Annotated in this window: 22 protein-coding genes; 6 read left to right on the top strand and 16 right to left on the bottom strand. The window is 70.8% G+C overall.

Annotated elements, in window-relative coordinates; genetic code table 11:
• Positions 1-32: 32 nt before the first annotated feature.
• The 6 genes from dnaB to rpsF form a co-directional block, all read right to left on the bottom strand.
• The gene (gene dnaB, locus QQX10_RS06190) at positions 33-1406 is read right to left on the bottom strand and encodes a replicative DNA helicase (RefSeq protein ID WP_301119090.1); all 1374 of its coding nucleotides are present in this window, start codon (positions 1404-1406) and stop codon (positions 33-35) included.
• A gap of 524 nt (positions 1407-1930) precedes the next feature.
• Positions 1931-2860 (bottom strand): DUF559 domain-containing protein, encoded by a 930-nt coding sequence (locus QQX10_RS06185; RefSeq protein WP_301119089.1) that lies wholly within the window; start codon positions 2858-2860, stop codon positions 1931-1933.
• Between the two features lie 466 nt (positions 2861-3326).
• Positions 3327-3773 (bottom strand): 50S ribosomal protein L9, encoded by a 447-nt coding sequence (gene rplI, locus QQX10_RS06180; RefSeq protein WP_301119088.1) that lies wholly within the window; start codon positions 3771-3773, stop codon positions 3327-3329.
• Between the two features lie 15 nt (positions 3774-3788).
• The gene (gene rpsR, locus QQX10_RS06175) at positions 3789-4025 is read right to left on the bottom strand and encodes a 30S ribosomal protein S18 (RefSeq protein WP_301119087.1); all 237 of its coding nucleotides are present in this window, start codon (positions 4023-4025) and stop codon (positions 3789-3791) included.
• Positions 4026-4052: 27 nt separating this feature from the next.
• Positions 4053-4562 carry a single-stranded DNA-binding protein gene (locus tag QQX10_RS06170; protein ID WP_301119086.1) on the bottom strand — a complete coding sequence of 170 codons (510 nt, stop codon included), beginning with the start codon at positions 4560-4562 and terminating at the stop codon, positions 4053-4055.
• 55 nt (positions 4563-4617) lie between these two features.
• Positions 4618-4908 carry a 30S ribosomal protein S6 gene (gene rpsF / locus QQX10_RS06165; protein WP_301119085.1) on the bottom strand — a complete coding sequence of 97 codons (291 nt, stop codon included), beginning with the start codon at positions 4906-4908 and terminating at the stop codon, positions 4618-4620.
• 206 nt (positions 4909-5114) lie between these two features.
• Here rpsF and QQX10_RS06160 point away from each other — a divergent pair, with 206 nt between their 5' ends.
• A complete protein-coding gene (locus QQX10_RS06160) occupies positions 5115-6374 on the top strand; it encodes a carboxylate--amine ligase (RefSeq protein ID WP_301119084.1) in 1260 nt (419 codons plus the stop codon).
• Between the two features lie 19 nt (positions 6375-6393).
• A complete protein-coding gene (locus QQX10_RS06155; RefSeq protein WP_301119083.1) occupies positions 6394-7434 on the top strand; it encodes a lipid II:glycine glycyltransferase FemX in 1041 nt (346 codons plus the stop codon).
• A 17-nt stretch (positions 7435-7451) separates the two neighbouring features.
• Here QQX10_RS06155 and QQX10_RS06150 read toward each other — a convergent pair whose 3' ends face one another.
• Positions 7452-9809 carry a transglycosylase domain-containing protein gene (locus tag QQX10_RS06150; protein ID WP_301119082.1) on the bottom strand — a complete coding sequence of 786 codons (2358 nt, stop codon included), beginning with the start codon at positions 9807-9809 and terminating at the stop codon, positions 7452-7454.
• Between the two features lie 227 nt (positions 9810-10036).
• Here QQX10_RS06150 and QQX10_RS06145 point away from each other — a divergent pair, with 227 nt between their 5' ends.
• Positions 10037-10624, top strand: a complete 588-nt coding sequence (locus QQX10_RS06145; RefSeq protein ID WP_301119081.1) for a PadR family transcriptional regulator — start codon at positions 10037-10039, stop codon at positions 10622-10624.
• Between the two features lie 16 nt (positions 10625-10640).
• A complete protein-coding gene (locus QQX10_RS06140; RefSeq protein ID WP_301119080.1) occupies positions 10641-11735 on the top strand; it encodes an inositol-3-phosphate synthase in 1095 nt (364 codons plus the stop codon).
• 218 nt (positions 11736-11953) lie between these two features.
• Here QQX10_RS06140 and QQX10_RS06135 read toward each other — a convergent pair whose 3' ends face one another.
• The 8 genes from QQX10_RS06135 to QQX10_RS06100 all read right to left on the bottom strand — a co-directional run bounded on the left by QQX10_RS06135 (position 11954) and on the right by QQX10_RS06100 (position 17160).
• Complete coding sequence (locus QQX10_RS06135; RefSeq protein WP_301119079.1) at positions 11954-12460, bottom strand: DUF805 domain-containing protein; 507 nt, start codon at positions 12458-12460, stop codon at positions 11954-11956.
• Positions 12461-12557: 97 nt separating this feature from the next.
• The gene (locus QQX10_RS06130; RefSeq protein WP_301119078.1) at positions 12558-12935 is read right to left on the bottom strand and encodes a DUF805 domain-containing protein; all 378 of its coding nucleotides are present in this window, start codon (positions 12933-12935) and stop codon (positions 12558-12560) included.
• A 27-nt stretch (positions 12936-12962) separates the two neighbouring features.
• Complete coding sequence (locus QQX10_RS06125) at positions 12963-13340, bottom strand: DUF805 domain-containing protein (protein WP_301119077.1); 378 nt, start codon at positions 13338-13340, stop codon at positions 12963-12965.
• 107 nt (positions 13341-13447) lie between these two features.
• Positions 13448-14128, bottom strand: coding sequence for an SDR family oxidoreductase (locus QQX10_RS06120; protein ID WP_301119076.1), 681 nt, complete (start codon positions 14126-14128; stop codon positions 13448-13450).
• 61 nt (positions 14129-14189) lie between these two features.
• The gene (locus QQX10_RS06115) at positions 14190-14567 is read right to left on the bottom strand and encodes a DUF805 domain-containing protein (protein WP_301119075.1); all 378 of its coding nucleotides are present in this window, start codon (positions 14565-14567) and stop codon (positions 14190-14192) included.
• Between the two features lie 109 nt (positions 14568-14676).
• Entirely contained in the window at positions 14677-15315 is a 639-nt protein-coding gene (locus QQX10_RS06110) for a LysE family translocator (protein WP_301119074.1), read from the bottom strand.
• Positions 15312-15770: a DUF805 domain-containing protein gene (locus tag QQX10_RS06105; protein ID WP_301119073.1), complete on the bottom strand. Its 459-nt coding sequence runs from the start codon at positions 15768-15770 to the stop codon at positions 15312-15314. The genes QQX10_RS06110 and QQX10_RS06105 overlap by 4 nt, the downstream gene beginning before the upstream one ends.
• A 31-nt stretch (positions 15771-15801) precedes the next feature.
• Positions 15802-17160 carry an acyltransferase family protein gene (locus QQX10_RS06100; protein WP_301119072.1) on the bottom strand — a complete coding sequence of 453 codons (1359 nt, stop codon included), beginning with the start codon at positions 17158-17160 and terminating at the stop codon, positions 15802-15804.
• A gap of 35 nt (positions 17161-17195) precedes the next feature.
• On the opposite strand from QQX10_RS06100, the gene QQX10_RS06095 reads away from it, so the two are divergent.
• Positions 17196-18518, top strand: a complete 1323-nt coding sequence (locus QQX10_RS06095; RefSeq protein WP_301119071.1) for an MFS transporter — start codon at positions 17196-17198, stop codon at positions 18516-18518.
• Between the two features lie 64 nt (positions 18519-18582).
• Here the strand turns inward: QQX10_RS06095 and QQX10_RS06090 are convergent, their stop codons facing one another.
• Positions 18583-19119 carry an Lrp/AsnC family transcriptional regulator gene (locus tag QQX10_RS06090; RefSeq protein WP_301144530.1) on the bottom strand — a complete coding sequence of 179 codons (537 nt, stop codon included), beginning with the start codon at positions 19117-19119 and terminating at the stop codon, positions 18583-18585.
• 131 nt (positions 19120-19250) lie between these two features.
• Between QQX10_RS06090 and ald the strand changes: the two genes are divergently transcribed.
• Entirely contained in the window at positions 19251-20345 is a 1095-nt protein-coding gene (ald, locus tag QQX10_RS06085) for an alanine dehydrogenase (protein WP_301119069.1), read from the top strand.
• Positions 20346-20368: the final 23 nt, after the last annotated feature.

Raw genomic sequence — 20368 nt, 5'->3', positions numbered from 1 at the left:
CGGAGACCCCGGTGGACCGGATGGGTGCGACCTCAGAGGTCCCGCGCCATGTCGGTGAAGTGCGCGTAGTCCTTGCGGAACGCCACCTCGATGGTGTCGGTGGGTCCGGCGCGGTGCTTGGCGACGATGAAGTCGGCCTCCCCGGGGCGGTTCTCGCGGTCGTAGACGTCCTCGCGGTGCAGGAGGATCACGATGTCCGCGTCCTGCTCGATCGCACCCGACTCACGCATGTCCGACAGCATGGGCTTCTTGTCGCCGCGCTGCTCCGAGCCTCGGTTCAGCTGCGAGATCGCGATCACCGGCGCCTCGACCTCCTTCGCGAGCAGCTTGAGCGCACGGGAGAACTCCGAGACCTCCTGCTGACGGGACTCGACCTTGCGACCCGAGGTCATGAGCTGCAGGTAGTCGACCACGATCAGCTTGAGGTCGTGCTGCTGCTTGAGGCGGCGGCACTTGGCGCGGATCTCCATGAGCGACATGTTGGGGCTGTCGTCGATGAACAGCGGCGCCTTCGCGACCTTCGCGGCGGTCTGGGCGAGCCGCTCCCAGTCGCTCGGCCCCATCGGGCCCTTGGTCAGGCTCGACAGCTTGACGCTCGCCTCGGCGGAGAGCATGCGCTTGGTGATCTCCTCGCGGCTCATCTCGAGGGAGAAGATGACGGCGGCCTTGTTGTGGTGGATCGCGCACGAGCGCGCGATGTCGAGACCGAGCGTCGACTTTCCGACCGCGGGTCGGGCCGCGATGACCACCATCTGACCGGCCTGGAGGCCACCCGTGAGGTCGTCGAGGTCGCGGAAGCCCGTCGGGACGCCGAGCATCTTGCCGTCGCGCGAGGACGCCGCGTCGACCTCCTCGAGAGTGCGCTCCATGATCTCGCCGATAGGGAGGTAGTCCTCGGAGTTGCGGCGCTCGGTCACGGCGAAGATCTCAGACGAGGCGGCGTCGACGATCTGGTCGACCTCCGAACCCTCGCCGGCGTACCCGAGGTTCGCGATCCGCGTGCCTGCCTCGACCAGCTTCCGCAGGATCGCCTGCTCGCGCACGATCCGGGCGTAGTAGCCTGCGGACGCCGCCGACGGGACCGAGGCGATGAGGGTGTGGAGGTACTCCGCTCCGCCGACCCGCGCCAACTCGCCCCGGCGCTGCAGCTCGGCGGACACCGTGAGCGCGTCGACGGGGTCTCCGGTGTTGTACAGCTTGACCGCGACCTCGAAGATCGTCTCGTGCGCGGGCTTGTAGAAGTCGTCGCCGCGCACGGCCTCGATGACGTCGGCCATCGCGTCCTTGGACAACATCATCGAGCCGAGGACCGACTGCTCGGCCTCCAGGTTCTGCGGCGGCACGCGATCGAACGTGGCGCGCTCGCCGCCTCCGGCGTACGCGGCCTCGAGCTCGTCGACCGACATCGTGCTCCCTCTCCTGTACGGGTGAGCCCCGGACGCCATCAGTGTCGCGCGGGGGTCAGACACGCGAATGTAGAGCGCCCGGCGCGGCGGCTCAAATCCGCGAGCGCCCCGACCGTGGACGGACCGTGGAGAACTCGTTATCCACAGTGGAGGAACCGTGGACAACTCCCTGGGGAGGGTGTGGAGGAAAATGTGGATGAACCGTCAACGTGACGTTTAACCCTGTGCCTGCCAGGGATTTCGCTGGACGCACCGCTGTGGAAACCGCGGGGGACAAAGTCCTCGGCGTGTCGCGCTTCGGCGTGTCGGCGCGCGGTGCCGCAATCCGCATCGTCCCGCCGCCGCGGGCGCCCTCCCGGACGCGCGCCATGCGAACGTTCACACGCCCCGGGACGACCCCGCGCGCCCGACCTGCCCCGCACTCCTCCAACCCGGCCCTCCGCCGAAATGGAGGATCCGTGCCCGAGACCGCCCTCTTTCGGACGCCGATCGGCCACTACACCTCCTTGAACCGGCCCCAGCGCTCAGGCGAGATCTCGCAGCCGGACCGCGACGATCCGGTCGAGGGTCCGGCGGCACCACTCGGGCCGGTCTCTCAGGTCTCGGTACCGGTAGCGGACCGTCTGGTAGCCGAGCGCGCTGAGCTCGACATCGCGCCGGTGGTCCCGAGCCACGTCCTCCGGGGCGCCGTGATACGAGTCGGAGTCGATCTCGACCGCCAGGCGGGCCCGACGATGGAGCATGTCGACAGGCCGCCCGCGCCCGTCACCGACGACCGGGACCTGCCGTTCGAACTCGTCGTACCGTGGATGGCGGAAGACCTCGCGCCGTGCCATCACCTCACCGGGCGACTGCGCCCCGTCGATGAACTCGCCGAGAATCGCCAGGAGCTCGGCACGCTGGGGGACCTTGCCGCGCCCGGACGAGGCCTCCGCGATCGCCGCAGGTGCCGCGCATCGCAGCCACAGCGCGTCGTACAGGACCGCGCGCCGCCGCTCGACCGGGGCGCGCGCCCAGGCGTCGACCACCGCATCCGGCGGCGTCAGCACGCGGCAACGGCGAAGCGTCCACGCGGGCCCTGGAGCGGGGATGCGACGTGCCTGGATCCATGGGGCGCGGGGAGCGTGGCTGCTCGGGTCGACGATCACCTGGACCACGCGGGGCGCCGGGTACGCGTCGTTCACCAGGTGCAGAGCAGAGCGGCCTGCGATGGTGGCGCGCCCTCGCGAGGCCAGCGTCACCGCATGGCAGAGCACGCGGTGATCCGTCGCCAGGTCGGCGGGCGCGTAGACGCCGGGCAGCAGTCGCACCAGCACGCCGCTCTCGACGGCCCGCTCCAGCAACCGCCGCCCGAGCACGCGAAGCAGCGCACCTCGGGGCGCCGCGATCCTGCCGCGCCGCATCCGATCGACCTCGTCGGTCAGACGTGCCACGAGCGCCCTGTGAGTCCCCATGGCCAGATCGTGGGCCGGCATCGGCGGGCGCGGCGTCGGTCGACCGGCGGCGGGCACGGGCGGGAACGCGCGGGGGCCTGTCGACATCGGTCCTCGCACCGGAGACCTGGTGAGCCCGCCGAGCCGCCGGCCGCCAGGCGCCCGCTGAGCCGAAATGGACGTTGAGTGCACGCAACGCGGCCGTTTCGGGCACCAGAGCTCCATTTCGGGACGCGGCGGCGGGACGCGGCGGCGGGAAGCGGATCAAGCGGCGGGAAGCGGATCAAGCGGCGGGAGGCGGAGCGGGCGGGAAGCGGGTCAGGCGGCGGAAGGCGGCCGCGGGCGGTGGGAGGTGGGAGGTGGAGGCGTCAACGGAGCCGCGGCTCGCGCCCGACGCCCGACACCCGCCCCGACATGCATCGAGGCCCGGCGCCCCGCCCCCGCTAGGGGACGGCGCGCCGGGCCTCGAACGCGTGTGTCGCGAGGACTACTTCGCGGCGACCACCTGGACGGTGACCTTGGCCGCGACGTCGCTGTGCAGCGAGACCTTGACCTCGTACTCGCCCAGCGCCTTGATCGGCTGCGCCACGTGGATGCGACGCTTGTCGACCTTGGCGCGGTCGCCGATGGCGTCCGCGATGTCGGCGGGCGACACGGCGCCGAAGAGGCGGCCCGACTCGCCGGCCTTGACCGAGACCACCACGGGCGAGGCCTGGAGCGCGTCGCGCGCGGCCTGAGCACCCTCGATGGACGCGATCTCCTTGGCGCGCTGCGCCTTGCGGAGGCCCTCGATCTGCTTCTCGGCACCCGCCGACCACGGGGTGGCCAGCTTGCGGGGGACGAGGTAGTTGCGGGCGTAACCGTCCTTGACGTCGACGACGTCGCCGGCGATGCCGAGGCCGGAGACCTCGTGGGTCAGGATGACCTTAGCCATGAGACAGACCCCCGATCAGCGGCCGGAGCCGGCGTAGGGGAGGAGCGCCATCTCACGAGCGACCTTGATCGCCCGCGCGATGTCGCGCTGCTCCTGGACGGTGACACCGGTGACGCGGCGCGAACGGATCTTGCCGCGGTCGGAGATGAACTTGCGAAGCAGCGCGGTGTCCTTGTAGTCAACCTTGTCGACCTTGGCGGCCTTGAGCGGGTTGACCTTCTTGCGCGGCTTGCGGATGTCGTGCTTAGCCATGTGAAGACTCCTGATGAAAAGTACCTGTTAGAACGGGGGCTCATCCGACGCCGGGGCGGTCGCCCACGGGTCGTTGCTCGAGCCTCCGGCGGGCGAGCCGCCGCCGTAGCCACCACCGAAGCCGCCCGACTGGTTGCCGCCGCCCCCGGAGAAGCCGCCTCCGCCGCCGCCACCGCGCTGCGTGCGCGTGACCTTGGCCGTGGCGTACCTCAGGGACGGGCCGACCTCGTCGACCTGCATCTCGGTGACCGTGCGCTTCTCGCCGTTCGCCTCCCACGAGCGGGCCACGAGACGGCCGGTGACGATCACGCGCATGCCCTTGGTGAGGGACTCTGCGACGTTCTCGGCGGCCTCACGCCAGAGGGAGCACCGCATGAACAGGGTCTCCCCGTCCTTCCACTCGTTCGACTGACGGTCGAACGTGCGGGGGGTCGACGCGACGGTGAAGTTCACGACCGCGGCGCCGGAGGAGATGAATCGAAGCTCGGGGTCACCGGTGAGGTTGCCCACCACCGTGATCTGAGTGTCGCCTGCCATGTGTGTTCCCTCGGTTTCGTGTATTCGCTGGTGAGAGTCGGGATGCGGGCCTGGACTAGTGAGCGTCCGGGCGGAGCAGCTTGGTGCGAAGGATCGCCTCGTTGATGCCGAGCTGGCGCTCGAGCTCCTTGGCGGTGGCGGACTCCGAGGTGAAGTTGATCACCGCGTAGATGCCGTCAGCCTTCTTCTTGATCGGATAAGCGAGACGGCGACGGCCCCAGATGTCGACCTTGTCGACGGTGCCCTTGTCGTTGCTGATCACGGTCAGGTACTTGTCGAGCGACGGAGCGACGGTCCGCTCGTCGATCTCGGGGTCAAGGATGACCATCATTTCGTACTGGCGCATTGATACCCACCTCCTCTGGTCTGGTCGGCTGCGGTCTTTCCGCAGCAGGAGGGTTGCGTCTGTGGCCGAGGCCACCGAGCAATGGTACCGGCACCAGGTCCCGAGGCGCCACATGCCTGTGGAGGGGACGCAGGGACGATGCGCCGGTCGCCCCGGGAGCGGCGCGCGCCTCCGTCTAGACTGACGAGTCGAATCGGGAGGTGCGGGTGAGGCAGGTACTGGTCGTCGGGCTCGGCGGGGACATCGGGACCTACGCGTTCCAGCGCGCCGCGCATGAGCGGTTCGGCTGGCCGTCGCTGGTGGTCGGGCCGCGCGTCACCACCTTCGGTCGCCACTCGACGCTCGCGCGGTGGATCATCGAGCCGGACATCTTCACCCCGGAGACGCTGCTCGCGCGGCTCGACGCGATCGCGGCGGAGCATCCCGACCACGACCTGCTCCTGTTCACCAACCTCGACTGGCACGTCCGCGTGCTCGCGGAGCACCGCGAGCGGCTCGACCCGCGGTGGATCGTCCCGTTCCCCTCGCTCGCGGCCTTCGACCTCGTCTCCTCCAAGGTCGCCTTCGCCCAGGCGTGCGACCAGGTCGGCATCCGCACACCCTTCACGGTGGCCGTGTCGTTCGGCGACGCGGCCGCGGTCGGTCCCGCAGACGCCGTCGCGCAGCTGCGCGAGCGCGACCTCGCCTACCCGCTGATCGGCAAGCCCTCCAACAGCGCGGACTGGTTCGCGATCGAGTTCCCGGGCAAGCAGAAGATCCATCACTTCGAGTCCGAGGCCGAGCTGGTGGACGTGCTGGCCCACCTCGAGGAGCGCGGCTACCCGTCGGAGTTCCTGGTCCAGGAGTTCGTGCCGGGCGACGAGACCCACATGCGCTCGCTCACCGCCTACCGCGACCGCGCGGGCCAGGTGACGCTCGTCGCGGGCGGCCAGGTGCTGCTCGAGGAGCACACTCCGGGCACGCTCGGGATCCCCGCCGCGATCCTCACGGGCGTCGACCGCGAGGCCTTCGACCAGGCGGCCCGCCTGCTCGACCACATCGCCTACGAGGGCTTCGCGAACTTCGACTACAAGGTCTCGAGCCGCACGGGCGAGAAGGTCTTCTTCGAGGCCAACCCGCGCATCGGCCGCAACAACTTCTACGTGACGGCCTCGGGCGTCAACGTCGCCGAGGTGCTCGCCCGCGACCTGCTCCCGGCGCATGTGGACGGCGCCCCGGCGCCGCTCAGCCCCGAGCGGGACGTGCTCTACAGCGTGGTGCCGTACCGCTTCCTGCTGCGCTACCTGCTGGACCCGGGCCTGCGGGCGCGCGTCCGCACCGCGAAGCGCCGCCACGGCGTCCATCACCCGCTGCGGTACCGGGGCGACGCGAGCCTCAAGCGGCGCCTGTGGGTGCGGTCGGTGGACCTGCGCCTGGTCAGCAAGTACCTCCAGCACTACCCGCGGCCCACCGAGTCCGGCTTCTGACGCGGATAGTCTCGAGCCCATGAGCCTGCCCACGCCGCTGCGCGTCGAGGACGTGTCCGACGACCGGTTCCTCGAGCTCGCCCGCCGAGGCCCCCACCCGGTCCCGATCGAGCAGGCGCCCGCGTGGGACGCGTACGACGCGGCCGTCTGGGGCCGCGAGCACCTCGCCCGCCTCGCGGTGATCGGGGCGGACGATGCGCCGGTCGCCGTCGTGTCCCTGTCGCGTTACGAGGTGCGCGGCTTCCCCTACGTGTGGGCGAAGCACGGTCCGATCGTCCTGGTCGAGCAGACCCCCGAGAACGAGAAGGCGATCCGGGACGCGCTGGTGGCCGCGCTGCGCGAGCGCTACCCGTGGGCCGTGTTCGCCCGCCTGCACGCGCGCCACGCGGCGGGCGACCTGCACGAGCTGCTCCAGACCGTCACCTTCGACCACACGGTGTACGTCGACCTCACCGCGCCCGAGGACCAGATCATGGCGTCGTTCTCGAAGCGCGGACGGTACAAGATCCGGCGCACGCTCAAGGACGAGGCGATGACGGTCGCCGAGGAGACCGGCCTGACGGGCGAGCAGTTCGAGGAGCTCTACGAGATCTACCGCGAGACCGCGGCAGGGGCGGGCTTCGGCATCTTTCCGGCGGAGATGTACCTGACGATGCTCGACACGCTCAGCCCGCACGCGCGGATCTGGGTGGCCCGCCGTCACGACGCGGGGCCGGACGGCGACCTGGCCCCCGGCCGTGCCGTGGCCTGGGTCATCGCGGTGGTGCACGAGGACGGCGGCACCGACTACTACGCGGCGAACAACCTCGAGGCGCGCGACACGAACGCGGCCCTCCGCCTCAAGTGGGAGATCCTCACCACGCTCAAGGCGGAGGGCGTCCGCGAGTACGACCTGTTCGGCGTCGGCTCCGAGCGCGCCCCGCAGCTCATGGGCGTGCGGGAGTTCAAGCAGCAGTTCGGCGAGATCGTCGAGTGCGACGGCGCGTGGGACGTGCCGCTCAAGACAGTGCGCTACCGCGCGCTCACGACGGCGCTCCGCCTCAAGCGCGCGATCCGCTGACGGACGGACCCTGGCCCTCAGCCTCCGAGCGCTCCGTCGACGGCCGTCCCCGTGCCGTTGCCGTTCCCGTTGCCGTTCCCGTTGCCGTCGCCCGACGCGCCGGCGGTCACCGACGGCTCGGGAGTCGCGCTGGGCTCCGGGGTCGGGGTGGGCTCGGCGGTCTCGGTCGGGCTCGGCGTGACGATCGGCTCGGAGGTCTCCGTCGGCGTCGGGCTGGGGGTGCTCGACGGGGTCGGCGTGGGTGTCGAGATCACGCCTCGGTCCTCGCCGACGTCCGCCCGGGGCGCGAACGAGGCGACCTCGTAGTCCTCGAGGATCGGGCCCATCATCTCGACCCAGATGTCGGCGGGCACCGAGCCTCCGGTGATCGAGCTGTAGCCGCCGAAGGGGGTGATCTGCTCGACCGAGCCGTCCTCGCCCACCTGGTAGAGCGACACCGCGCCGACGATTTGCGGGCTGAAGCCGATGAACCACGCCGAGCGGTTGTCGTTCGACGTTCCGGTCTTGCCGCCGAGGGGACGGCCCAGCGCCGCCGCCTTGCGCGCGGTGCCGCTGTTGACCACCTGCTGCATCGCGTAGGTCGCGTCAGCGATCACGTCCTCGTCGAACACGCGCTGCGCGTGCACCTCGTGCTCGAACACCGTGGTGCCGTCCGTGTCGACGACCGTCTGCACGCTGTACGGATCCTTCTCCAGGCCCGTGTCCGCGATGGTCGTGTACGCGTGCACCATGGCCAGCTGGGTCGGCGACGCCGTGCCCAGCACGTTGGCCGGGTTCGCGTCGAGACCCACGGTGTCCTCGGGAAGGCCCGCCGCGATCGCGACGTCCCGGACCTTGTCGTTGCCGACGTCGACGCCGAGCTGCGCGTAGTAGGTGTTCACGGACTTCTCGGTCGCGGTGATCATGTTGATGCGCCCGTAATTGGTGCCGCCGAAGTTGCGGACCTGGTTGTCGAAGCCCTCGACGGTCATCAGGTTGTCCGAGGTGTAGGTCGTGTTGAGCGACCAGCCGGTGGACAGCGCCGCGATCATCGCGAAGGGCTTGAACGTCGAACCGGCCTGCGCGATGTCCTGCGTCACCGCGTTGCGCTGGACGGTCAGGTAGTCCGCGCCGCCGTACATCGCCGTGATGGCGCCGGTGGTGGCGTCCACCGTGCTCGCCGCGACGTGAAGGTTGTCCGCGTGATCCTCGGGCATCGCCGCGACGGCGTCCTCGACCGCCTGCTGGTGGTCCGGCTGGAACGTGGTGACGATCCGGTAGCCGCCGAGCTCGATCTCCTCCTGGTCCACGTCGAGCACGCTCATCGCCTCGTTGATCGCGGTCCGCAGCAGGTACCCGGTGGGCCCGGCGAACGTGTCCGCGGCGACGTACTCGACGGTCTCGGGGAAGGTCTGCGCATCACGCTCGTCCTGGGTGATGAACTCGCCCTCGACCATGCCGTCGAGCACGTAGTTCCACCGCTGCTCCGCCTTCTCGGGGCTGAGGCGCGGGTCCCAGGCGCTGGGCGCGGGGATGATCCCGGCCAGCATCGCCGCCTCCGAGACGCTCAGCTCGGACGCGGGCTTGGCGAAGTACGCCTGCGCCGCGGCGTCGATGCCGTAGGCGCCGCGCCCGAAGTAGATGGTGTTCATGTAGTTGCAGAGGACCTCGTCCTTGGTCTGCTCCGAGTCCACCTTGAGCGCGAGCAGCGCCTCCTTGATCTTGCCGGGGATGTCGGTGGTCGTCTCCCCGAAGTAGTAGCGCTCGACGTACTGCTGGGTGATGGTCGATCCGCCCTGCTTCTTGCCCAGCACGACCGTGTTGAACAGCGCGCGGGCGGTGCCGAAGAAGTCGATGCCCGGGTTCGTGTAGAAGCTGCGGTCCTCCGCCGCGACGATCGCGTGCGGCACGTGGTCGGGGAGCGCCGCGCAGTCGATGATGTTGCGGTCGACCTCGCCGATCCGACCCATCTCCGTCTCGCCGTCCGCCCAGTACACGGTGGACGCCTGTGCGAGCGCCACGTCGGACGCCTCGGGGACCTCGAGCCGCGAGTAGACGACCATGAGCGTGATCGAGCCGACCGCGATCGCGACGAGCCCGGCGATGAGCGCGCCGATCCCGACGCGCTTGAGGACGCGCTTCCAGCGCGGGCCCTCCGGCTGCTTCGTGGGCCGCTTGCCGCCGCCGCTCCCGCCGGCGCCGCCGCCCTTGCCGCCGGACGATGCCCCGGTCGCCGTCACGCCCGTCTGCACCCAGCCGCTGGTCGGCTTGCTCGCCGCCGCGCCGGTGGTGGGCCGGGTCGAGCGCCGCTGGGGAGCGCTCGACGAGCGCGGGGCGGTACCGCCGGCGGCGGTGCGGGTCGTGGGCCGTCGGGGCGGCTGGGCGCTATCGGTCACAGGTCCACCTTAGAGATCGAGGCGTCGGGCAGGCCGGAGCCGGGGTGCGGGCTCCGCATCGGTGTCATAACGTTCACCTCCCCGCATTCGTGACCCAGCGGGGCGGATTCGCGTGTCACGATTCCGTGATGTATCTTCTCCGATGTATCAGTTCGATATAACTAGCCGTTCGATCGACGCGCAATTCCGCGCGCCGAGGATCCACCACGGCGGAGAGGAGGGCGACCGTGGCCAAGACCGATGTGCTCACGCTCGCCATCCTCGGGATGCTGCGCGAGCAGCCCCTCCACGGCTATCAGATCCGCAAGCGTCTCGGCGCCCAGCTGGGACCCTTCCGCGCGCTGAGCTACGGGTCCCTGTACCCGTGCCTCAGGCGCATGGTCGACGCGGAGCTCATCACCGTCACCGGTGAGGAGCCCGCCTCGTCCGCCCCCGCATCGTCCCGGCGTGCCCGGATCGCGTACAGCCTCACCGAGGCGGGACGCGCCCGGCTGGCGGAGGAGCTCGCCTCCTCCGGCGCGTCGTCCTGGGACGACGACACGTTCGATGTGCGCTTCTCCATGTTCGCGCACACGGACTCCGCGACCCGGCTGCGGATCCTGGAGGGACGGCGCAGCCGTCTCTCCGAGCGCCTGGAGGAGGTGTCGGACGGTCTCAAGCGCATGCATGAGCGCCACGACGCCTACACCGCCGAGCTGCAGCGCCACGGCCTCGAGCAGGTCGAGCGCGAGGTCGAGTGGCTCGACCGGCTCATCGAGAATGAACGATCCGCCCCCGGCGGTGACAACCCCGGCTCCGCCTCGGCGGGCCGCTGATCCAAGGAGACATCACATGGCCAAGCTTCGTGCCGCGATCGTCGGCGTGGGCAACTGCGCCACGTCGCTGATCCAGGGCGTGGAGTTCTACAAGAACGCCGACGCCAACGAGACCGTCCCGGGCCTCATGCACGTGCAGTTCGGCGACTACCACGTCTCGGACATCGAGTTCGTGGCGGCGTTCGACGTGGACTCGCTGAAGGTGGGCAAGGAGCTCGTCGAGGCGACCCAGTCCTCCGAGAACAACACCATCAAGATCTGCGATGTGCCGAAGACGGACATCCAGGTCCAGCGCGGCGTCACCCTCGACGGCCTGGGCAAGTACTACCGCCAGACCATCGTCGAGTCCGACGAGACCCCGGTCGACGTGGTCCAGGTGCTCAAGGACACCGAGGCCGACGTGCTCGTCTGCTACCTCCCCGTGGGCTCCGAGGAGGCCGCCAAGTTCTACGCGCAGTGCGCGATCGACGCGGGCGTGGCCTTCGTCAACGCGCTGCCCGTGTTCATCGCGTCCGACCCGGAGTGGGCCGCGAAGTTCCAGGAGGCCGGCGTGCCGATCGTCGGCGACGACATCAAGTCGCAGGTGGGCGCGACCATCACGCACCGCGTGATGGCGAAGCTGTTCGAGGACCGCGGGGTGCGCCTCGACCGCACGTACCAGCTGAACGTCGGCGGCAACATGGACTTCAAGAACATGCTCGAGCGCGACCGCCTCGAGTCCAAGAAGATCTCGAAGACCCAGGCCGTCACGTCCAACATCGACAACGGCCCGCTGGCCGGCGTCAAGGACGACCGCAACGTGCACATCGGCCCGTCGGACTACGTCGCGTGGCTCGACGACCGCAAGTGGGCGTACGTGCGCCTTGAGGGCTCCGCGTTCGGCGAGGTGCCCCTGAACCTCGAGTACAAGCTCGAGGTGTGGGACTCCCCGAACTCGGCCGGCATCATCATCGACGCCATGCGCGCCGCGAAGATCGCCAAGGACCGCGGCATCGGCGGCCCGATCCTGTCCGCCGCGACCTACTTCATGAAGTCCCCGCCGGTGCAGACCGAGGACACCCTCGGCCGCCAGCACCTCGAGGAGTTCATCGCCGGCACGCGCGAGCGCTGATCAGCGCATCGCTCGGCCGCTGAGCTGAGGCGAACGAGACCCCGGGTCCCCGCTGTGGGGGGACCCGGGGTCTTCGCGTTCACCGGGCCGGCCGGTGGTCTCTCCCCGCCCCCCCGCGAAATGGAGGATCGGTGCCCGAAACGGCCGGGTTCCGTGCACCGATCCGCCACCGGGGAAGCGGCGGGTGGTCGACACGGGGCTGAGCCGGGGTGGCCGCGCTACTGGACCGGCGGCACGGGCGGGTAGCCCGGCTGCTGGGGCCACCCGGCCACGGGCATCCGCTCGGCGGCCTTCGGGTCGGGCCCGTAGCGGTTCGGACCGGCCTCGCCGTCCATGATCGCCATGATCAGCGGCACGATCCCGAGGCCCACCAGGTTCAGCCAGAGCCAGTGCCCGGTCTGCCCGACGTCGTGGAGACGTCGCACCCAGACCGCGAGGCTGAGCCCGAAGGAGGCGAGGCCGAGCAGCAGCGCGAAGCCGTACACCGCGAGGACGGGGCCGGCGACGTCGGCGACCGCGGAGTCGGAGATCTCGCCTGTGGTCGAGTCGATCGAGGCGAGCGCGGGGGCCAAGGCCGCGACCAGCAGCACCGCGACGATGATCCCGACCGGGATGCTCACCAGCTGCAGGAACAGGTAGAACCACCAGAACTCGGCGCGGCGCGCGCGTCCCTGGAGGCTCGTGAGGTGGCGGAACACGTGCCGGATGGACTCTCCGAAGGTCATGGCGTCACGGTAGCGGCCCGCCCCGGGCCGGCGGCGGCACCGACACGACGACGGCCGGACCCCCGTCGGGATCCGGCCGTCGCGACGATGCGGTGGCTCAGGCCTTCGGATCGGGCCCGTAGTCGTTGCCGCCGACGTTGCCGGGGATGAAGGCGACGATCAGGGTCAGCAGCGGGACGAACCAGCCGACGATCGACACCGGCCCTGCCCAGCCGATGTCCTGATACCGGCGCCACTGCAGCGCGATGTTCGGCACCAGGATGAAGAGCCCGTACAGGACGATCAGGGCGACCAGCACCCAGCCGATCAGCGTGTACTCGTTGGTGTCGCGGTCGATGCCGACCGCGCCGATCAGGATGCTGAACACCACCGAGATCAGGATGTTGACCAGGGCGAAGCCCCAGAACTCCTTGCGGCGTGAGCGACCGGTGAACTGTGCGTACTTGCGGATCACGTCCGCGTAGCTGTGGAACATCGTGAGCTCCCGTGGTCGAGGCGCCGGTCAGGCCTTGGGGTCGGCGCCGTACTGGTTCTCGCCGACGTTGCCGGGGATGAACGAGACGATCAGGGTCAGCAGCGGGACGAACCAGCCGACGATCGACACGGCGCCCGCCCAGCCGATGTCCTGGTATCGGCGCCACTGCAGCGCCAGCGACGGGATCAGCACGAACAGGCCGTAGACGACGATCACGGCGACGAGCACCCAGCCGATCGCCGTGTAGGTGCCGGCGTCGGCATCCATGCCGACGGTCGCGAGCAGGATCGCGAGGATGGTGACGATGATCGCGTTGATCACGACGAAGCCCCAGTACTCGAGCCGGCGCGAGCGGCCGCTGAACTGGGCGTACTTGCCGAGCACGTCCTTGTAGCTGCTGAACATTGTTCTCTCCTAGGTTCGCACCCGACGCGGCGCCGGGCCACGCTCAGCCTACGGAGGGACGGTGTCGCGGGGAAGCACCACGCGGGGCCCTGTCAGGCATGACGCCGTCAGAGACGGCCGGCGGCGGCCCGATCGAGCGCCTCGCCCACGGGCACCGGGCCGGTGACGACCTCCCACTGGTGGCCCGCCGTCGCCGGACGCGCGAGACAGCCCGCGATCACCTTGGCGACGTCGATGCGAGGGATCGTGTGGTGCGGAACCTCGGGTCCGAGGTTCACACAGCCGGTGCCGACCGCATCGGTGAGCGTGCCCGGGCGGATGATGGTCCACGCGAAGCTCGACCGCCGCAGCGCCTCGTCGGCGCGACGCTTGGCCTCGACATAGGCCGTCCACACCTCGCCGAGCCCGGGGTCCGGCGGGTTGTCGACGCCGATCGCGGAGACCTGCACGAACCGGTGGACGCCGCGGAGCATCGCCGCCTCCTGCGACTTGAGCGATCCCTCGAGGTCGACCGTCTGCTTGCGCTCGGCGTTGCCGTCAGGTCCGCCGCCCGCGCTGAAGACGATCGCGTCGCAGCCGCCGAACGCGGCGGCGAACGCCGCCGGCTGGGCCGCCTCGATGTCGAGCCTGCGTGGGATCGCGCCCATGGTGCCGAGCTCGGACAGCTGGTCGTCATGCCGGGCGAGGGCCACGACCTCGACTCCCTCGTGCAGCAGCAGCGGGATCAGCTTGCGGGCGATCTTGCCGGCGCCGCCGACGATGGCGACGCGCTCGATGGAGTGGGCCATACCTCCACCTTGGCCCCGTTCGCGCCGGATGTCATGTCGGGGGTCGGGACGATGCCCGGGTTCAGGACTTCGGGTCGTCGCCGTACGCGTTGGGGCCCTCGGTGCCAGGGATGAAGCCGATGATCCACATCACGAGCGGGATCACCAGGCCGATGATCGCGACCGCTCCCGGCAGGCCGACGTCCTGGCATCGACGCCAGTTCACCGCGAGGGTCGGCACGATGAACGCCAGGCCGAGCACGATCAAGATGCCGAGCGAGATGGCGGCGAGCGGGTTGCCCTCACCGCTGTTCGCGACCATCGCGGCGCTGATCCCGTAGATGATCGACAGCACGACCACCATCGCGGTGATGGTCAGGTGGTAGCCCCAGAACTCGCTCCGGCGCGACCGGCCGCTGAACTGCGCGTACTTCGACATCGCGGTGGTGAAGCCGTTCATCAGATCTCCTCCTGGTGGGTCCGGGTGCTGCCTGGCTGTCCTCACCCTAGCCAGGCATCACGGTGTTTCCGGGCGCCACGCGCGGGCCTGCGCCGCGCCGATCGACAGGTCAGGCGACCCGCCGCGACAGCAGCACCACCACGCCGAGGGCCGCGATCATCCCGCCGCCGGCGGCGCGCACGCGCGCGAGCCGACCGGGCGAGCGCGCGAACCAGTCGCGCGCGCCCGAGGCGATCAGAACGTAGACGCCGTCGGAGACGACCGCGAGCGCCGCGAAGATCGCCCCGAGCAGCAGGATCTGCGCCGCGACGGGTCCGCGGTCGGGGTCGGCGAACTGCGGCAGCACGGCCGCCACGAAGACCAGCGTCTTCGGGTTCGTCACCCCGACGGTGAACGACTCGGCGAGCAGCCGTCGCACCGACGGGGCCGCCGTCCCATCGTCCTCCGCCTCGAGCCCCTCGCCACGGTGGCGGATCGCCTGGATCCCCAGCCAGATCAGATAGAGCCCGCCGATCACCTTGAGCACCACGAACGCCGCCTCCGACGCCGCGACCAGCGCGCCGACGCCGACCGCGACCAGCGCCGCGTGGACCAGCGGCCCCGCCGCGTTGCCGACCACCGAGACCAGCGCGGGACCGCGACCCAGGTGCAGCGCGCGGCCCACCACGAACAGCACCGACGGCCCCGGGATCACGATCACGACGACCGCGAGCGCGGAGAAGGCGAGCAGGGTGTGCGGCGCGATCACGCCGTCGCCCGCGACGGGACGGGCACCAGGCGCGGATCGGGTCCGTGGCGGTTGGAGCCGGTCTGGCCGCGCATCGCGCACATGATCAGGACCACGATGCCGAGCCCGATCAGGTGGAGCAGCAGCCACCACGCGGGCTGGCCCATGTCGTGCAGGCGGCGCGACTGCACCGCGAGCGCCGGCACCGTGTAGAGGAGCGCGTAGGCCAGCAGCACGCCGATCGCGGCGGTGAACGCGCCCCAGCTCACCGCGGTCGGATTGATCGCGGGGTCCTCCGCGGGTCCGGTGATCGAGCCCTCGAAGGCGGCGCTCCACAGCAGCAGGAAGGCGATGTTCGCGGGGATCGCGAGCAGCACGCCGTAGAGCACGAACCACCACATCTCGCTGCGGCGCGCGCGCCCGCGGAACGTCGCGTAGCGGCGCAGGCACCCGCGCACGGCCTCCATGAACCCCATGGATGCTCCCCTCTGCCCCCCGCGGGTCACTCTACGACCGGCGCGGACGCCGCACCACCGCGACCCGTGCCAGGGCGATCGCCAGCGCGGTGAGCACCGCGGCCGACCAGACCGTCATCGGCAGCACCGCCACGTGGCCCACGTAGCCCGAGACGACCCCGCGGAAGCCCACGACCGCGAAGCCCAGCATGGCGACGATCGCGCAGGCGACCGAGACGGCGGCGACCGTGGCGCGGCCCGCGCCCGGTCCCGCCAGGGCCGCGCGCGCCGGCGGCCGGTCGAAGCGCCGCCAGGCCAGGACCAGCAGGCCGACCAGGAGCAGGAACGCCGGCAGCATCGCGAGCTTGCCCCACCAGAACGATGCGGTGGTGGGGTCGCCCGCGAGGTCGACGCCCGCCCCCCACAGGACGGCGTGCAGCGCGACCAGGGCTGAGAAGTGCCACAGGAAGGCGGTCATCGCGACGGCGCCGCCCGCGACCACGACGGTCCACGCCCGGCGCCGGGCCAGGAGCCGCCTCGCGGGTCCGCGCAGCAGGAGGGCCAGGCCGGCCTGCGCGCACGCGAACATGAGCAGTGCCGTCGTGGGCGGCGCGAGGTTCGACAGCGGCTCGCCCGCGTACGAGACCATCGACCACCCGTACGGGCCCCATGTGACCAGGCCGAGCAGGGCGACGGCCCCGACGCCCAGCATCGTCCCTCCCAGACGGCGCGGGCCCACCCGGTCGGCGACGCCGTCGGCGTAGTGGAACCCGAGCTGGTGGATCGCGAGCCACACGAAGGCGAAGTTCAGCCACTTGACGCCGTCGATGCCTGCGGCGAGCCGCAGCACGTCGACCGCGACGGCGGCGCTCGCCAGGGCGCCGAGGGTGAGGCGCGGGGCGCGCTCGTGCGCGGCGAGCAGCGCCGGGGCGAAGGCCGCGGCGATCAGGTAGATGCCGATGAACCACAGCAGCTGGCCCGAGATCTGCAGCAGCGGACCGGTGGCGGGCGAGTCCGGCCAGGCGAGCTCGATCGCCGCGCCCAGCACCATCCACACCGCGACGAACACCGCCGTGGGCATCAGCAGCCGGCCGATGCGTGCGTGCACGAAGTCGGCGTATCCCCCTCCCCGCGCCCGGAGGCTCCGCCACGAGGTCGCATGCGCGAACCCGCCGACCACGAAGAACAGCGGCATGACCTGGAACAGCAGCGTCAGCGGGCGTGTCCAGGTCGCCGTCTCCAGGACGTTGGCGACCACCACCGTGCCGTCGGCGTGATCGAGGACCACCGCCGCCATCGCGAAGTGCCCGAGCACCACGCCGATCAGCGATCCGACGCGGATCAGGTCGACGAACCGGTCACGAGTGTCCGGTGTCGCGTCCACGGCGGCGGAAACCGCGCCTTCCCCCATGGTCCGATGCTATCGACGCCCCCTAGGGTGGGCGCGTGACCCTCGCCCGCGACCTCGGCCGCCTGTGGCACGCGCGCGGGTTCCGGCGGCTGACGTACTCCCGGCTGCTGTCCCAGGGCGGCGACGGCATGTTCCAGGTGGGCATCGCCACCGCCTTCTTCTTCGACCCGACGCAGGCGGCGTCGCCCCCGGAGATAGCGATCGGATTCGCGGTGCTGCTGACGCCGTTCACCCTGGTCGGACCGTTCGTCGGGCCGCTGATCGACCGGTGGCAGCGTCAGCGCATCCTGCTGGTGGGCAACCTGGTGCGGCTCGCGCTCGCCGGGGTGATCGTCGCCGTGCTGCTGCTCGACGGCCCGCTCTGGTCGCTGTACGCGCTCGCGCTGCTGACCCTGTCCGTCAACCGCTTCCTGCTGGCGGCGATGTCGGCCGGCATCGCGCGCGTGGTCCCGACCGACGAGCTGCTCGCCGCCAACGCGATCATGCCCACGCTGGGCACCATCGCCGCGGCCGCCGGGGCCGCGGTCGGCGGGGTGGTGACGTTCCTCTCTCCCGCGGCCTCGGACAGTTCGCTCGCGTTCACGGCGCTGGCCGGCGCGGGGGTCGCGTTCGGGCTGGCCTCCTGGGCGTCCACGCTGCTCGGGCGGACCGAGCTGGGTCCCGAGCACCCGCTGCAGGCGCTGCACCCGATCGAGCAGGTCCGCGCCCTGGTGGGAGAGCTGGCCGACGGCGTCCGCTACCTCCACCGTCGCGGGACGCCCTTCCACGCGCTCGGGGTGATGAGCGCGCAGCGCCTCCTGTACGGGCTGATGTTCGTGGCCGCGATCCTGATCTCCCGCCACGTGCTCGGCGATCCCGACCGGCCGGAGCAGTCGCTTGGGGCGTTCTCGATCGTGCTGGGCTTCGCGGCGGTCGGATTCGGGCTCGCCGCGATCCTCACGCCCTGGCTCGGACCCCGCGTGGAGAGGCAGCGGTGGATCCTCGGCTGCCTCGGCGTGGGCGCGCTGGGCCAGGCCCTGCTCGCCGTGTCCGCGGCGCCGTGGACGCTGCTCGCCGCCGCGGTGATCGTCAGCTTCGCGGTGCAGGGCGGGAAGATCGCGGTCGACACGATCGTGCAGCGCGACACCGCGGACCACGTGCGCGGGCGCGCGTTCGTGCTCTACGACATGGCGTACAACGTCGCGTTCATCCTCTCGGCGGTGATCGGGGCGCTGGTGCTGCCGCCGTCGGGCTACTCGGCGTTCGTCATGGCGGGGGTCGCGGTGGCGTACCTCGCGGTGGCGGCGCTCTACGCGCAGGCGCCGCGGGTGCCCCGCCCGGTCCCGACCCCCCCTTCCGGCCGGGACAGCCAGTACTGATTCTCGAAGCCGTTCGGCCCCTGCGGGACGGTCAGTACTGGGGAGCCGCGCATCGTCCCCCCCCCTAGGCCTCGCCCCTCATCGCCGCGAAGCCGCCGCCACCCAGGTGCTCGAGCCCGGTGAGGTGCTCGAACACGATGTTGGTGTGGGTCGACGCAACCGCCGGGTCCATGCTCAGCTCCTCGGCGACGAAGTCCCGCAGCTGCGCGGTGCCCGTGCACGCCACGTGGATGAGGAAGTCGACCTCGCCGCCCATGAACGTCACCGACAGCACGTTGGGCAGGCGGATCACCTTGCGGGCATAGGCCTTGATCTGGGGCCGGGCCTGCGCGCGCAGGCGCACATAGACGATGCCCTGGACGTCGAGCCCGAGCGCCGCGTAGTCCACGCTCACGTGCGAGGACCGGATCACGCCCGCCTCCTTGAGCGCGCGGACGCGGGCATGCGTGGTCGACGGCGAGACGTGGAGCCGGGCCGCGAGCGCCGCGTTGGTGATCTGCGCGTCGCGCATGAGCTCCCAGAGGATGCGCTCGTCGAGCTGGTCGAGGTCGGGGTGCCGAAGATTCGTCGGCGCGGACGGCCTGGTGGGCTGGTGATCCACGGATTCTTCCCTCTTCTCCGACTTCTTGGACAATTTGTTCGCCCAGTCTTGATTGTGCCGCAGATCCTCCAAGAATTGGCGAGTCACATGAAGACGATGCGGGACGGCCCGCGTCCCAACGAGGAGAGACCATGCGCATCGGCGTTCCCCAGGAGATCAAGAACAACGAGAACCGTGTCGCCATCACGCCTGCCGGTGTGCGCGAGCTGGTCGCGGCCGGCCACGAGGTGCTGGTCCAGTCCGGCGCGGGCCTCGGCAGCGCGTTCACGGACGCCGAGTACGTCGCCGCGGGTGCCTCGATGGTCTCGGTCGACGAGGCCTGGGGTGCGGAGATGGTGCTCAAGGTCAAGGAGCCGATCGCCGCGGAGTACGGCTACCTGCGCGAGGACCTGCTGCTCTTCACCTACCTCCACCTCGCCGCCGACGAGGCCCTCACCCGTGCCCTGGTCGAGGCCGGCACCACGGCGATCGCCTACGAGACCGTCGAGCTGGCCGACGGCTCGCTCCCGCTGCTCGCGCCGATGTCCGAGGTCGCCGGTCGCATGGCCACCATGGTTGGCGCGTTCTCGCTGCAGTCCAGCCAGGGCGGCCGCGGCGTGCTGCTCGGCGGGGTCCCCGGGGTGCGACCGGCGAAGGTCACGGTGCTCGGCGCCGGCATGTCCGGCCAGAACGCGATCGCCCAGGCGGTCGGCATGGGCGCCGACGTGACCGTGCTCGACCTGTCCGTGCCGCGCCTGCGCCACCTCGACGCGCTGTACGCGGGCCGCGTCAAGACCGTGGTCTCCTCGGCCTACGAGGTCGAGCAGGCGTGCCTCGAGGCCGACCTGGTGATCGGCGCCGTGCTGGTGGCCGGCGCCAAGGCCCCCAAGCTGGTGTCGCGCGAGCTGGTGTCGCGCATGAAGCCGGGCTCGGTGCTGGTCGACATCGCGATCGACCAGGGCGGATGCTTCGAGGACTCGCGGGCCACGACCCACGCCGAACCGACGTTCGCCGTCGAGGGGTCGACCTTCTACTGCGTCGCCAACATGCCGGGCGCGGTGAGCAACACCTCGACCCTCGCCCTCACCAACGTGACCCTGCCCTACGCCGTGCGCCTCGCGAACGACGGCTGGGAGGTCGCCACGGCCAAGGACCCCGCCCTGGCGCGCGGCCTCGCGACGGTGGGCGGCAGCATCGTCCACGGCCCGGTGGCGTCGGTCTTCCCGCAGCTCCCCGCGGCGGTCTGACCCTCCCTCCCCTCCCCGGTCGG

The sequence above is a fragment of the Demequina lignilytica genome, from assembly GCF_030418305.1.
Lineage (GTDB): Bacteria > Actinomycetota > Actinomycetes > Actinomycetales > Demequinaceae > Demequina > Demequina lignilytica.
The sequence above is the reverse complement of the archived record's forward strand: the minus strand, read 5'-3'. Positions and strand labels throughout refer to the sequence as shown.

Coding starts and splice junctions, on each gene's coding strand:
- QQX10_RS06140 (WP_301119080.1), top strand. CDS start 10,641: ATGGCCAAGCTTCGTGCCGCGATCGTCGGCGTGGGCAACTGCGCCACG.
- QQX10_RS06130 (WP_301119078.1), bottom strand. CDS start 12,935: ATGTTCCACAGCTACGCGGACGTGATCCGCAAGTACGCACAGTTCACC.
- QQX10_RS06125 (WP_301119077.1), bottom strand. CDS start 13,340: ATGTTCAGCAGCTACAAGGACGTGCTCGGCAAGTACGCCCAGTTCAGC.
- QQX10_RS06115 (WP_301119075.1), bottom strand. CDS start 14,567: ATGAACGGCTTCACCACCGCGATGTCGAAGTACGCGCAGTTCAGCGGC.
- QQX10_RS06185 (WP_301119089.1), bottom strand. CDS start 2,860: ATGGGGACTCACAGGGCGCTCGTGGCACGTCTGACCGACGAGGTCGAT.
- rpsF (WP_301119085.1), bottom strand. CDS start 4,908: ATGCGCCAGTACGAAATGATGGTCATCCTTGACCCCGAGATCGACGAG.
- QQX10_RS06105 (WP_301119073.1), bottom strand. CDS start 15,770: ATGGGGTTCATGGAGGCCGTGCGCGGGTGCCTGCGCCGCTACGCGACG.
- rpsR (WP_301119087.1), bottom strand. CDS start 4,025: ATGGCTAAGCACGACATCCGCAAGCCGCGCAAGAAGGTCAACCCGCTC.
- ald (WP_301119069.1), top strand. CDS start 19,251: ATGCGCATCGGCGTTCCCCAGGAGATCAAGAACAACGAGAACCGTGTC.
- QQX10_RS06120 (WP_301119076.1), bottom strand. CDS start 14,128: ATGGCCCACTCCATCGAGCGCGTCGCCATCGTCGGCGGCGCCGGCAAG.
- QQX10_RS06170 (WP_301119086.1), bottom strand. CDS start 4,562: ATGGCAGGCGACACTCAGATCACGGTGGTGGGCAACCTCACCGGTGAC.
- QQX10_RS06100 (WP_301119072.1), bottom strand. CDS start 17,160: ATGGGGGAAGGCGCGGTTTCCGCCGCCGTGGACGCGACACCGGACACT.
- QQX10_RS06155 (WP_301119083.1), top strand. CDS start 6,394: ATGAGCCTGCCCACGCCGCTGCGCGTCGAGGACGTGTCCGACGACCGG.
- QQX10_RS06135 (WP_301119079.1), bottom strand. CDS start 12,460: ATGACCTTCGGAGAGTCCATCCGGCACGTGTTCCGCCACCTCACGAGC.
- rplI (WP_301119088.1), bottom strand. CDS start 3,773: ATGGCTAAGGTCATCCTGACCCACGAGGTCTCCGGCCTCGGCATCGCC.
- dnaB (WP_301119090.1), bottom strand. CDS start 1,406: ATGTCGGTCGACGAGCTCGAGGCCGCGTACGCCGGAGGCGGCGAGCGC.